At 42.2% G+C, this 12,822-nt stretch carries 13 protein-coding genes; 6 read left to right on the forward strand and 7 right to left on the reverse strand.

Annotated elements, in window-relative coordinates; all coding sequences use genetic code 11:
* Positions 1–2: 2 nt before the first annotated feature.
* Together nagZ and VQ643_RS00175 are read left to right on the forward strand one after the other, a co-directional pair.
* Complete coding sequence (gene nagZ, locus VQ643_RS00170) at positions 3–998, forward strand: beta-N-acetylhexosaminidase (RefSeq protein ID WP_414197122.1); 996 nt, start codon at positions 3–5, stop codon at positions 996–998.
* A gap of 12 nt (positions 999–1,010) precedes the next feature.
* The gene (locus VQ643_RS00175) at positions 1,011–1,748 is read left to right on the forward strand and encodes an S-methyl-5'-thioinosine phosphorylase (protein ID WP_414197124.1); all 738 of its coding nucleotides are present in this window, start codon (positions 1,011–1,013) and stop codon (positions 1,746–1,748) included.
* On the opposite strand, the gene VQ643_RS00180 is transcribed toward VQ643_RS00175, so the two are convergent.
* Positions 1,738–2,454: a 4'-phosphopantetheinyl transferase family protein gene (locus tag VQ643_RS00180; protein ID WP_414197125.1), complete on the reverse strand. Its 717-nt coding sequence runs from the start codon at positions 2,452–2,454 to the stop codon at positions 1,738–1,740. The genes VQ643_RS00175 and VQ643_RS00180 overlap by 11 nt on opposite strands.
* 97 nt (positions 2,455–2,551) lie before the next feature.
* Here VQ643_RS00180 and cysB point away from each other — a divergent pair, with 97 nt between their 5' ends.
* Both cysB and speE read left to right on the forward strand, forming a co-directional pair.
* The gene (gene cysB / locus VQ643_RS00185; RefSeq protein ID WP_414197126.1) at positions 2,552–3,526 is read left to right on the forward strand and encodes an HTH-type transcriptional regulator CysB; all 975 of its coding nucleotides are present in this window, start codon (positions 2,552–2,554) and stop codon (positions 3,524–3,526) included.
* A gap of 76 nt (positions 3,527–3,602) precedes the next feature.
* Complete coding sequence (gene speE, locus VQ643_RS00190) at positions 3,603–4,463, forward strand: polyamine aminopropyltransferase (RefSeq protein WP_414197128.1); 861 nt, start codon at positions 3,603–3,605, stop codon at positions 4,461–4,463.
* Between the two features lie 53 nt (positions 4,464–4,516).
* On the opposite strand, the gene VQ643_RS00195 is transcribed toward speE, so the two are convergent.
* Together VQ643_RS00195 and VQ643_RS00200 are read right to left on the reverse strand one after the other, a co-directional pair.
* Entirely contained in the window at positions 4,517–4,831 is a 315-nt protein-coding gene (locus tag VQ643_RS00195) for an SCP2 sterol-binding domain-containing protein (protein WP_414197130.1), read from the reverse strand.
* 42 nt (positions 4,832–4,873) lie between these two features.
* Positions 4,874–5,569, reverse strand: a complete 696-nt coding sequence (locus VQ643_RS00200; RefSeq protein ID WP_414197131.1) for a histidine phosphatase family protein — start codon at positions 5,567–5,569, stop codon at positions 4,874–4,876.
* Between the two features lie 162 nt (positions 5,570–5,731).
* Here VQ643_RS00200 and sohB point away from each other — a divergent pair, with 162 nt between their 5' ends.
* Together sohB and VQ643_RS00210 are read left to right on the forward strand one after the other, a co-directional pair.
* Positions 5,732–6,772, forward strand: a complete 1,041-nt coding sequence (sohB, locus tag VQ643_RS00205; RefSeq protein WP_414197133.1) for a protease SohB — start codon at positions 5,732–5,734, stop codon at positions 6,770–6,772.
* A gap of 13 nt (positions 6,773–6,785) precedes the next feature.
* Complete coding sequence (locus VQ643_RS00210) at positions 6,786–7,772, forward strand: YhdH/YhfP family quinone oxidoreductase (RefSeq protein ID WP_414197134.1); 987 nt, start codon at positions 6,786–6,788, stop codon at positions 7,770–7,772.
* 709 nt (positions 7,773–8,481) lie between these two features.
* Here the strand turns inward: VQ643_RS00210 and fabB are convergent.
* The 4 genes from fabB to VQ643_RS00230 form a co-directional block, all read right to left on the reverse strand.
* Positions 8,482–9,702: a beta-ketoacyl-ACP synthase I gene (gene fabB, locus VQ643_RS00215; RefSeq protein ID WP_414197135.1), complete on the reverse strand. Its 1,221-nt coding sequence runs from the start codon at positions 9,700–9,702 to the stop codon at positions 8,482–8,484.
* A gap of 12 nt (positions 9,703–9,714) precedes the next feature.
* Positions 9,715–10,230 (reverse strand): 3-hydroxyacyl-[acyl-carrier-protein] dehydratase FabA, encoded by a 516-nt coding sequence (fabA, locus tag VQ643_RS00220; RefSeq protein ID WP_414197136.1) that lies wholly within the window; start codon positions 10,228–10,230, stop codon positions 9,715–9,717.
* A 218-nt stretch (positions 10,231–10,448) separates the two neighbouring features.
* The gene (locus tag VQ643_RS00225) at positions 10,449–11,930 is read right to left on the reverse strand and encodes an ATP-binding protein (RefSeq protein ID WP_414197137.1); all 1,482 of its coding nucleotides are present in this window, start codon (positions 11,928–11,930) and stop codon (positions 10,449–10,451) included.
* The gene (locus VQ643_RS00230) at positions 11,923–12,819 is read right to left on the reverse strand and encodes a hypothetical protein (RefSeq protein WP_414197138.1); all 897 of its coding nucleotides are present in this window, start codon (positions 12,817–12,819) and stop codon (positions 11,923–11,925) included. Before VQ643_RS00230 ends, VQ643_RS00225 begins: the two co-directional genes overlap by 8 nt.
* Positions 12,820–12,822: the final 3 nt, after the last annotated feature.

The following is a 12,822-nucleotide window of genomic DNA, read 5'->3' on the forward strand; positions in this document are numbered from 1 at the left end:
ATATGCAAGGTTCATTGTTATTAGATATTCAAGGTACATGGCTAACAGCTGAAGATCGTCATATTTTGCGTCAGCCTCAGGTCTGTGGCGTTATTTTATTTGCACGCAATATTGAAGCGCCGCGCCAAGTTCGAGAGCTTTGTGCCGCTATTCGTCAAGTGCGAGATGACTTAATTATTACGGTGGACCAAGAAGGTGGGCGAGTACAGCGTTTACGCCAAGACTTTATTCGCTTGCCAGCAATGGGAAGCTTTGAGAATAAAACAAATGCAGCTGAGCTGGCTAAGGCTTGCGGCTATTTAATGGCAACTGAAGTACTGAATGTTGGAATAGATCTTAGTTTTGCGCCTGTACTGGATTTAAATTACCAGCGTAGCAAAGTGATAGGTTTACGTTCATTTTCGATGCAGCCGGGAACTGTCATTAACTTAGCAGGGTATTTTATTGAAGGCATGCACAGCGCCAATATGCCCGCAGTAGGCAAACATTTCCCAGGGCATGGCTGGGCAGAAGCAGATTCGCATGTTGCTATTCCGGTGGATGAGCGTAACTTTGAGCAGATTCAGCAACAGGACTTAAAACCCTTTGTCGCACTGCATAGCAAGCTGGCAGGCGTGATGCCCGCGCATGTGATTTACCCAGAGATAGACTCGCAACCAGCGGGTTTTTCAAGGGTATGGTTGCAACAAATCCTACGCCAACAAATTGGTTTTAAGGGTGTAGTTTTTAGTGACGATCTATCTATGGCTGGCGCTCATGTGGTGGGTGATGCAGCCGCGCGTATAGAGGCCGCCATTAGTGCAGGCTGTGATGTAGGCTTGGTGTGTAATGACCGTGCCAGTGCCGAGCTAGCGCTGTCACGCTTACAGCAACTAGCTGTGTTGCCAACTCAAAAAACGCAGTTACTGCGTGTACGACAACTGACTAATTGTGCTTATAAAGAAAATCCAAGATTCTTAGCTGCAAAGCAGTGCTTAGCGCAGGCGCAACTTATCTAAAAAGGGCAATCCATGGGCAGTTATGCAATTATCGGTGGCACAGGGCTTACGCAGCTAGAAGGCTTAGATATTATTGATGCGCAGTTTATTGATACGCCTTATGGCGAACCTTCAGCCAATATCATGCGAGGACGTTATGCTGGACAGGACGTACTTTTTTTAGCGCGTCATGGGCATCCTCATCGTATTCCTCCGCACCAAGTAAATTATCGCGCCAACCTATGGGCGTTACGTCATGCGGGGGCAGATAAAATTATTGCAGTCAACGCTGTCGGTGGTATTAGCTGTGCTATGCAAACAGGACATTTTTGTATTCCCGATCAAATTATCGATTACACCTCTGGGCGTGAACATACGTTTTATGCTGGCGATTTAGATCATGTCACTCATGTTGACTTTAGCTATCCCTATGATCAGACGTTACGTTTAAAACTGATAAAAGCTGTATCTTCTTTGGGTTTTTCTTGCACCAACCAAGGTGTTTATGGGTGTACTCAGGGCCCACGTTTAGAAACAGTGGCTGAAGTTACGCGAATGGAGCGTGATGGCTGCGATATTGTCGGCATGACAGGCATGCCCGAAACCGTTTTGGCACGCGAACTGGGATTAGCCTATGCCAGCTTAGCGCTAGTAGTTAACCCAGCAGCAGGAAAAGCACAAGGCGTCATTACCATATCGCAGATTGAGCAGGCAGTTGTTGAAGGCATGGCGAAAGTCAAACAGATCTTAAGCAACCTGCTTAGCGCTTAATCCGAACGAGGGTTATCACCGACTCTTTGGTTAACTGATAAAGGCCAACAATAGATTGGCCTTTATGCCATTCCTGATTAAGATCTTTTTGTAGGCTGATTTCAAAACAATTCTGTTGAATCTTCACGCTGGCATCTTGTAAACCAAACCACGCCTCTGTTAATGGGTTTAGCGCTTTAAAGAGGCTTTCCTTCGCTGAAAAAATCAATGTTAGTTGTTGCGCTTGCTGACTCTCAGGTAGCTCATGCCAGTCAGTTAATTCGCGGGTTGTTAGAATTTCGCAGGCTAAGCGTTGAGCGCGTTCTAATGGCATAAAATGCTCGATATCTAAACCTAAGCTTTGCCAGATTTTAGCATCTCCTACAACGGCCATGGCTTTGCCTTTGCTATGGCTAATGGAGCCTGTGACAGAGGCATCCCACAATGGAGCGCGGTCAGTGCCATTTCTTTTTGGATATAGCCATTGGTTATGTAGCAGTTTGCATCCATGTGCGGCACAAATACGCCCAGCGAGAAATTCACTCTGGCGTTTTTCACTGCCTCTTGGCGTTTCTAGCTGGCTTAGAGTAAACAGCTCTGGGCTGATTACTTCTGCGTTAAAAGTGCATTGGGTAAGCAAGCAATGCTGTGCGTCTTGTGCAAAAGGCCAAGTGTTGTCGACCTGTTGTAAGAAGTTCGCTGCAGTTAACTGAGAAATAATTGTCATGAAAGCTTTTCTGTTAAAAGGATATAAGTTATCCTGCCATTAATTCTTTTAAGTTATATGCAAAACTTAAGGCAAGCCGAAAATTGCTGGAGTAAATATGAAACTACAACAGTTACGCTATATTTGGGAAGTATCACGCAACGGATTAAATGTTTCTTCTACCGCTCAAGCGTTATATACCTCTCAGCCAGGCATAAGCAAACAGATTCGTTTACTTGAAGATGAACTGGGTGTAGAAATTTTTGCTCGTAGCGGCAAGCATCTTACGCGAGTTACGGCAGCCGGTGAGCGTATTATTCATACCGCAGGTGAAGTGTTACGTAAGTGTGAAAATATTAAACAAATTGCACAAGAATTTTCTAATGAGCGCACAGGTGCTCTTTCTATTGCTACAACACATACTCAAGCACGTTATGCCTTGCCAGCCGTTATTAAACGCTTTGTTGAGCAGTTTCCAGATGTGTCTTTGCATATGCAGCAAGGAACGCCTACGCAAATTGCAGAAATGGCGGCCGATGGCACTGTTGACTTTGCGATTGCAACAGAAGGTTTAGATCAGTTTGGCGATTTAATCATGATGCCATGCTATCGCTGGAATCGCTGCGTTATTGTTACGCGTGACCATCCACTAGCCCAAGAAGGTAAGTTAACACTTGAACGCTTAGCAGAGTTTCCACTGGTGACCTATGTCTTTGGTTTTACTGGCCGCTCAAAGCTAGATGATGCCTTTAGTAGTCAAGAACTAACGCCAAAAGTGGTCTTTACGGCGGCAGATGCCGACGTTATTAAAACCTATGTACGTCTAGGTATTGGTGTTGGTATTGTGGCACGCATGGCGGTTGATGAATTAGAAGATGATGATCTAGTGATTTTAGATGCTAGCCATTTATTTGAAGCCAGTATTACAAGCATTGGCTTTCGCAAAGGCACTTTCTTGCGTGGCTATATGAGTGATTTTATCCAGCGCTTTGCTCCCCATTTAACCCGCGAAGTACAAGAAAAAGTATTGCAGTGTCGCAGTAAAAGTGAAATTGAAGAACTATTTAGGCACACTGAGTTGCCTGTGTATTAAGTCTGTGCCTGACATTGTTCTGTCATGGATTTAGTGTAGTCATAATGTATTTGAAAAATAACAAGGAAACTTAAAGATGGCTGAATATCGTGAAACGCTATACGAAAGTTATGGTCAGGCTTTTAAGATTGACAAAATCTTGCATGAAGTGCGTACCGAACACCAGCATCTTATTATTTTTGAAAACCAACGCCTAGGTCGCGTAATGGCGTTAGATGGTGCCATTCAGACGACTGAAGCTGATGAGTTTATTTACCATGAAATGCTTACCCATGTGCCTATTTTAGCCCATGGTTTAGCACGTAAAATACTTATTATTGGTGGTGGTGATGGTGGCATGTTGCGCGAAGTTTGCCGTCATTCTAGCGTTGATCAGATTACTATGGTTGAGATTGACAATGCCGTGGTAGAAATGTGCAAAGCGTATTTGCCAAATCACTCCAATGGTGCGTACAACGATCCTCGCTTGCAGCTAGTAATTGATGATGGCATGAACTTCTTGCGTCACTGCACAGAGCAATTTGACATTATTATCAGTGATTGCCCAGATCCGCAAGGGCCAGCAGAAGTACTCTTTTCAGAAGATTTTTACCAAGCTTGTCATCGCTGCTTAACGGAAAAAGGTATTTTGGTAGCGCAAAATGGCACCCCTTTTATGCAGTTAGATGAGGTTAAAACCACAGCTAAGCGAGTCAGTGTGCTATTTAATGATTGGCATTTTTATACCGCAGCTGTGCCTACTTATATTGGCGGTGCTATGACCTTTGCATGGGCAGCCAAAGATAAAGTTTTGCGTCATCAAAGCTTAGCGCTTTTACGCGAGCGTTTTGCAGGAAGTGGCATAGTCACGCGTTACTATAATGCTGATATTCATAGCGCTGCTTTTGCTTTACCAAATTATGTTTTACAGGCAATAGGTAAAGCGGATAATAGCTAGTTGTGGATTTAATAAAAAAGCCGGAGTAGATCTCCGGCTTTTGTTTATCGCAATTAAACTGGGAATAATTCGCTGAGTTTCATCGCTAGCATCATGTCGCCTTCTGCGCGTAGTTTGCCCGCCATAAAAGCTTGCATGCCATCAGTTTCGCCACTGGCTACACCTTGTAGTGTTTCGCTATCCATAATCAGTGTTACGTTAGCTTCATCAGAATCACCTTGTTTTACATCACAGGTGCCATCTTTTACCACAAGGTAGTAGTTTTCAGCATCTTCAATATTGAATTGAAAAATGAGATCAAGCCCAGCAGCAGCGCTAGCATTGAATTTTGATGTCATGGTATCAATGAATTGAGCAGCATCAGTCATGATAATATCCTTCTGTTTTTATTCGGCAAGGCCGTGAATGAGCTACCTATAGGTGATTAGCTCAGGTTTATTAAGTAGTTCTAAATGTGTCGCGTTATTGAAGTTAACAAGCAAAGCCTGTTGTTTAATCTGTACTTCACTGACAGATGTGTTAACGATATGCCATGCCATTTCAAAAGATTTAGCTAATGGAATTAAAGCTAAATGTTGAAGCAAGGCAGTAATAGGGCCACAGGAGGTAACAATTGCAATGGTTTCTTGTGGCTTTATCGTATGAGTTATTTGATCAAATGCTTTTTGCACGCGGGAGCTGACCTGCGACCAAGGCACTACACCTTGAATATCTAATTGTTGTACCGCCCATTCATGGAGCATTTGGTCAAAATAAGGTTTTAGTTGTTCGGCATATTCTTTTATGTGAATAAATTTTTCGAGTAGTTCAGGTTGTTTTTCAACCAGCTTAGGGATTTGATGACGTACAATTTCTTCAGCTTGAATTTCATTAAAGGCAGAGTTCACAATAATATTAGGCTGACTAGCGCAATGTTTTAGCATATGTTTAGCTGTATCTTGTTGGCGCACAAGGGAACCGGAATAAACACGATCAAAGTGAATATTACGCTGGCTAAAAAACTTGCCTAAGTAACTTGATTGCTCAATCCCAAGGGGGGATAGCTGATCATAGTTATCACTAGCAAAGGATGCTTGCCCGTGGCGTATTAAGTAAATGCTAGCCATTTATCGTTCTCATGTATGCTGCCTTGTGCAGATTAGGGATCAAGCCTTTATGTGTCAATGCTAAATCATACGTTTGTTTGAATTTAATATCAGAATAGCAGCTAGCTATAATCTTGCTAGCACTTTACCCTTAGCAAAAAGTTTTAGATAACGAGGTTGACTGTGGATTTTATCTTAGATTATGCGGCATTTTTGTTACGTGCGATCACTGTGTTAGTGGTAATAGCTTTGGTCTTAGCGATGATTTTTAGTGCTAAAAGTAAGGGCAAGGGGAAAAGCAAAGGACATTTACAGATTACTAATGTCAATGAAAACTTAGCTGAACTTAAAGAAACCTTAGAAGATGAGTTGCTCAGTAAAGCAGAGCTAAAAAGACAGCGTAAAGAACAGGCCAAAGCAGATAAAGCAAAGGCTAAAGAGCAAGCCAAACAAGATACTGAGGAAAGCAAGCCTAGGGTTTTTGTGCTTAACTTTGTGGGTGATATTAAAGCTTCAGCCACTGAAAGTTTACGTCAAGAAATCACCGCTGTATTGACTATGGCCACTGAGCAAGACGAAGTTGTGGTGAACTTAGAAAGCGGTGGTGGCATGGTTCATAGCTATGGCTTGGCTTCATCGCAGTTAGCACGTATTCGTCAAGCTAATATTCCATTAACAGTTTGCGTTGATAAAGTCGCCGCCAGTGGTGGTTATATGATGGCTTGTATTGGCCAGCGTATTTTAAGTGCGCCTTTTGCTGTGCTAGGTTCTATTGGTGTGGTTGCCCAAGTGCCCAATGTGCATCGACTTTTAAAAAAGAATGATATTGATGTTGAGATTTTAACGGCTGGAAAATATAAACGCACCTTAACTATGCTGGGCGAAAATACTGAAGAAGGGCGTGAGAAGTTTTTAGAGGACTTAACCAGTACTCATCAGCTATTTAAGCAGTTCGTTAGCCAATATCGCCCGCAATTAGCCATTGAAGAAATTGCCACTGGAGAAATTTGGTTTGGTACAGATGCGCTGGCTAAGCAACTCGTTGATGAAATTAAAACCAGCGATGAATATCTTGTTGAACGCGCTAAAAGTGCCGATGTTTACATGATTGAGTTTGTACAAAAGAAAAGTGTTCAACAGCGTTTTGGCTTGGCCGCAGCGAATACAGTGGATCGTGTTTGGTCCCGTATTTGGGAGCGTTTGCAGCAACCATTTAATCATTAAGTGAGCAGGACTGATGAGTAATTTTAAAGCTATCTTGGTTAAACAAAACAACAAAGAATATAGCTTGGATGTGGTTGAGCGTAGCTTGAATGAGTTGCCAGAGGGCGATGTGCTAATTCGAGTAGCCTATTCGTGCTTAAATTTTAAAGATGCTTTATCTGCTTCAGGTAATAAAGGCGTTACTAAGCAATATCCCCATACGCCTGGGATTGATGCGGCTGGCGTAGTAGCCCATAGCGCTAGCAATCAATTTAAACAAGGCGATGAAGTTATTGTCACAGGCTATGATCTGGGTATGAATACCAGTGGTGGGCTAGCTGAGTATATTCGAGTACCTGAGACATGGGTGGTGCGACGTCCTACGGCTTTAAGTTTACGTGAATCTATGCTCTTAGGTACGGCAGGGTTAACTGCTGCTTTATGCGTGAATAAGTTAGAGCATGCAGGGCTTAATCCAGAAGACGGCGCTGTATTAGTGACAGGTGCTACTGGTGGTGTTGGTTCTATTGCGGTGGCACTATTGGCTAAGCTAGGTTATCAAGTAGTTGCAGCAACAGGTAAAGCACAAGAGTATGATTACCTAATGAGTTTGGGGGCAGCAGAGGTTATTTCCCGTGAGGCATTATTAGAAAAGCAAGAGCGTCCCATGCTGGCACCTAAGTGGGCAGGTATTATTGATACTGTTGGTGGTGACTTGCTTTTTAATTGTGTAAAAGCGCTGAAGTACGGTGCTAGTGCGGCTTGCTGTGGCTTAACGGCGGGTGTTGAATTTAATGCAAATGTTTTTCCGTTTATTTTGCGCGGTGTTAATTTGCTAGGTGTGGATTCTGTTGAGTTACCTTTGGAAGTTAAACAAGAAATGTGGAGTAAATTGGCAACAACTTGGCATTTAAATAATTTAGAAAAATTGTCACAAGAAATTAATCTAACTGATGTACCAGAAGCAATTGAGAAAATACTAAAAGGAACGCATAAAGGGCGTTATTTAGTGAAAGTCTAAATGGCGAGTTATTTGGTTCCGCATAGTTTTAAAATGGCATTTTTGCTGGTGCTGTTCATTTGTAAATGCTAATGGTAATTTAGCTAAACGCCTGATGTCTCACATTAGGCGTTTTATTATTAAAATATCAATCGAACACCACTGGTTATAGTGCTTAGTCACTTTGCGAATCCTGTTAAAAATTAGTTGGGTCATTTTTAAGTTTGTCTTTATGACCACAGCTGTTGGTGAGGCGGCTTCATTTGTATTTTTTCGCCGTAACTTTGGGTTTAGGTTGGACGCTCAAGATTGCAGTTTTTGGGCGATGCGCTACTTTTTGCATCCTTAACGGAATGACGGATGAGTCGAAAATCGGCAGAGTAGTAGCCTGTTGGGGCTCTGTATGCGTAAATAATATTAATGTGTTGGTACTAAGTTTATTTGGGCTAAGAAAATATATTAATATGAAATTAAGTCGCTAATGCTTGATATGAAAAAATATTAGTTTTGTTTTTAGTATTTAGCATTCTTGTAGTATGGTTTCTGTCTGTTCAAAAAGGCTTCTTGAGACTGGAGAAGTATAGCGCTAGTGATTAATTAACGCATATTACTTTGAACATGATAGTTTAATAGTATATAAAAAGGATAAAAAAGGTGCATTTCCATGAAGAATTGCACCTTTTTGTCTCTTAAGTAACAGCTGTAAAGCTGACTTTGGTGTACGCCAAACTTAAGCGTCCCAGCGTTTTAGGACTATAGTGGCGTTAGTGCCACCAAAGCCGAAGCTGTTGCTCATAACGGTATTGAGCTGGGCGTTTTCTTCAGTTTTCAACACAATAGGTAAGCCTTCAACCTCTGCATCTAGTTTGTCAATATTGGCTGAAGCTGCAATGAAGTTATTTTCCATCATAAGTAGACAGTAAATAATCTCATGCACGCCAGCAGCACCTAATGAGTGACCAGATAAGCTTTTAGTTGAGCTGATTTTTGGCATATTTTCAGATGTAAATACTTGCTTTACAGCACCTATCTCAGCAACATCGCCTACAGGCGTTGAAGTGCCATGTGTATTGAGGTAATCAATAGGGCTATCTACTGTTGCTAATGCTTGCTGCATACAGCGAATTGCACCTTCACCACTTGGCGCAACCATGTCGTAGCCATCGGAGCTTGCACCATAGCCAACAATTTCAGCGTAGATTTTTGCGCCACGCGCAAGGGCATGTTCTAACTCTTCCACAACGACCATACCGGCACCACCGGCAATAACAAAACCATCACGTTCGCTATCATAAGCACGTGAGGCCTTGTTAGGAGTGTCGTTGTATTTGGTAGATAGAGCGCCCATGGCATCAAATAGGCACGATTGTGACCAATGCTCTTCTTCGCCACCGCCAGCAAAGACAATGTCTTGCTTGCCCATTTGAATTTGCTCAACCGCATGCCCAATACAGTGCACAGAAGTTGCACAAGCAGAAGAGATTGAGTAGTTCAAACCTTTGATTTTAAAAGGAGTAGCCAAGCAAGCTGATACTGTATTGCCCATGGTGCGTGTAACACGGTATGGACCAACACGTTTTACGCCTTTTTCGCGCAAAGTATCAATGGCTTCCATTTGGTTAAAAGTAGAAGCGCCACCTGAGCCCGCAATTAAGCCTGTGCGAGGGTTAGATATTTGATCCTCAGTTAACCCACTATCGGCAATCGCCTGCTGCATGGAGAGATATGAAAAAGCAGCAGCATCGCCCATAAAGCGTAGTACTTTGCGATCAATTAGGCTTTCTAAATCAAGATCTACTGAACCACTAACATGGCTGCGTAACCCTTGATCAACATATTCTTGGTTGAAACGAATACCACTACGTCCTTCACGAAGGCTGTTAGCAACGGTAGCTTTATCAGTACCTAGGCAAGAAACTATACCTAAGCCAGTAATAACGGCACGACGCATAAGTTTTTATCCTTAGAAGCTATCTGTCGAAGTGAAGAGGCCAACACGTAAGCCTTCTGCACTATAGATTTCACGCCCATCAACGCTAATAGATCCGTCTGCTATGGCTAGGATCAGGGAGCGAGTGATGGTGCGTTTAATATGAATGTTATATGTTACTTTTTTTGCTTCAGGCGTCACTTGACCAAAAAATTTGACTTCGCCAGAACCTAAAGCGCGTCCGCGGCCAGGATTACCTTTCCAGCCTAAATAAAAACCCACGAGTTGCCACATGGCGTCTAAGCCTAAACAACCAGGCATTACAGGGTCGCCAATAAAGTGGCAGCCGAAAAACCATAGGTCTGGATTAATATCAAGTTCCGCAACGATTTCACCTTTACCATACTTACCACCGGTATCACAAATGTGCGTAATACGATCAATCATGAGCATATTAGGCGCAGGCAATTGCGCGTTACCTGGACCGAAAAGTTCACCACGTGAACAGCGTAGTAAATCTTCGTAGGTGTAGGCGTTTTGTTGGGTCATGCTGTTTCCTCAAGTGCCTGAATCTGACAAATAATGAAAAAGAGTGGGATACAGGGCACCCACTTTATAAATAAGTACTTGTTAAGACTTCTCACTTAGACTTAAGAGTCACATTTTTAGTGGGAAGATTTGTCCTTAAAAACAAAGTTTTACTTATCTACCTAAGCACAGACAACGGCCTGCTTTAGAAAGTCACAACTCTTTAGTCTAAAATAGCGTTAATCCGTATAAGCAGTGCTTTGTAGTAAGGTTACAGGGACACGGAAAGTAAAGCAGCTACCTTGGCCTAAGGTACTCTGTAATATCAGAGAGCCATTCATTTGTTCAGCAAGGTTACGTGCAATAGTTAAACCAAGCCCAGTTCCACCATAACGACGAGTAATAGTAATATCCGCTTGATTAAATGGGCTGAAAATATCGGCTTGATGCTCACGCGCTATACCTATTCCAGTATCTGTTACTTTAAACACAAGCTCCAACGATTGTGCGTTTTTATAGACCCAAGAGGTTTCTAATATTACAGTGCCCGAATCGGTGAACTTGATAGCATTGCCAATGAGGTTGGTCAGTATTTGTTTTAAGCGAACAGGGTCGCTTTTCATGGTGAGCTGCGCTAAACCTGGTTGCGTTTGACTAATTAAGCTAAGGCCTTTTTGCTGTGCAGAGGTTGTAAACATCTCAATCAGCTCGTTGACTAGTTTGGCTGGTGAGAAAGGTACGCGCTCAATGTGCATGGGGCTATGTTCAAAGCGTGTGTAATCTAAAATATCATTGATGACTTGGACGAACTGTTGACATGAAGTGATAGCCATCATGGTGTAGTTTTTCTGTTCACTATCTTGATGGGTTGATTCAAGTAATTGCAACATGCCAAGCACGCCATTCATAGGTGTGCGTAGTTCATGGCTCATCATGGCTAAAAAATCAGATTTTGCTTTATTGGCTTGCTCGGCTTCCTGGTAGGCATTAGAAAGTTTTTGAATGCTTTGACGTTGTTGTTGTTTGGAATGTTCAAGTACTTTGGATAAGTGTTCAATATGCTGCGCTAGCTCGCCAATTTCACCACCATATTCTGGGAGTGTTACTGGATTAGGCTGGCTCTTTTGAATATCTTTAATTGCTACGCTAAGTTGGGTAATAGGGGTGGCTAGGCCTTTAGCGAGTTTAAATGCAATAATTCCTGTAATAATTAAAGCAAAAGCAGTTAGGAAAATAGCGCGCAAAATAATATGTATTTGCTGGGCCCGTATATGTTGCTTTGTCATAGCAATGGATACATAGCCTAAGTATTCTGGGGCTAGCGTGGATGTCTCTGTAGGTAAAAAACTATCCTTTAATGAAAGAGGGTGATGCAAAATCTCCGCAGTAAATACCGCATCTTTAAACTCAGTTTGCGTATCAATATGCTCAACCAGTTGTTGTTCACGATTAAATACTTTTACGCAAACGACATTAGGTGTGTTGTATACCGAGTCTAATAGGCTTTTTAAAGACTCTTGATTGCCAGATATAATGCTATATTCTGCGGAGGCTGCAAATTGTTCAGCCAAGGCTATACCTGTGCGCTCTATTTCACTATGTAATTCTTTAATGCGACTAATGCTAAAGTAGCTTGTCAGTAATAAGGCTACTAATAAAGCTGGAACAAGGCTTACAAAGAATGTATGGCGACTTATACTACCAGCAAGCCATTTATTCATATGTATTTTCCTTTAATAATAAAAGCTTAGCAAGTTCGCTATCTGAGGGCAGGGTTAAGCTAAGCGAATGCGCTACCTGTGAGTTAGTTTTTACTCTAAAACGACTGGCATAGCTTTCACTAGGCCATTGATCCACGGGCTGGTTAAGCCAATAAGCAATAGATTCAATCCAGTTATCTTGATCAGCGTAAACGGTAGCTAATGCACCAGCATCAACATAAGGAAAACTTGGACCCAATAAAGGTATGCGGTCAGCATAACTCGTCAGCAAAATGCTTTTAATGCTATATGGATTGTAGAGTGTAATGTCATCTATACCTAGTAAAATATCACTGCGCTGCAGTAGGTAGCGTAAATCCGATATATTGTCATAAGCTGATAGTTGACGTGTGGTTACTTTTAAGCCTAGTTTTTCAGCTGCCTGTTCAATTTCAGGGATTAGAAAGGCGCTTTGTTCAGTGTAAGGGATACCAACACGTTTAAAGCGCTTGCTCAGTAGTGTTAATAGCTTTAGCTGTAATTTGGCTGGTGGATCATTCCATAGGAGTAACTGGTTATGGGTTCTGTGTTCGCCTAAGATATGCTGCCCTTGTACTTGAGATATTTTAAGTACAATACTCGGTGGTGGGTTGTTTAATTGCATATGCCAGCGTAGGGGATTTTCACCAACTAAAATATAGATATTATTGGGGGTAACTGTAGTTTGGTATAGCTCGTTGCTTGCTACAAAACTAACGGAGTAGTTTGGTAGGCGTGCATCTAAGCTTTGCACAAACAGCTTAATGGCAGCATCGTTTCTATTGGCGCTTACAATAACAGAAGGCATTGCACTGGCAATAGTAGGCATTGTCAGTAGTATGACTATGCAAAGTAAGCGCAAAATCCACATAAG

Origin of the sequence: Pseudomonas sp. F1_0610 (genome assembly GCF_047470865.1) — a bacterium.
In the GTDB taxonomy this organism is placed as follows: Bacteria; Pseudomonadota; Gammaproteobacteria; order Pseudomonadales; family Pseudomonadaceae; genus JAZDRH01.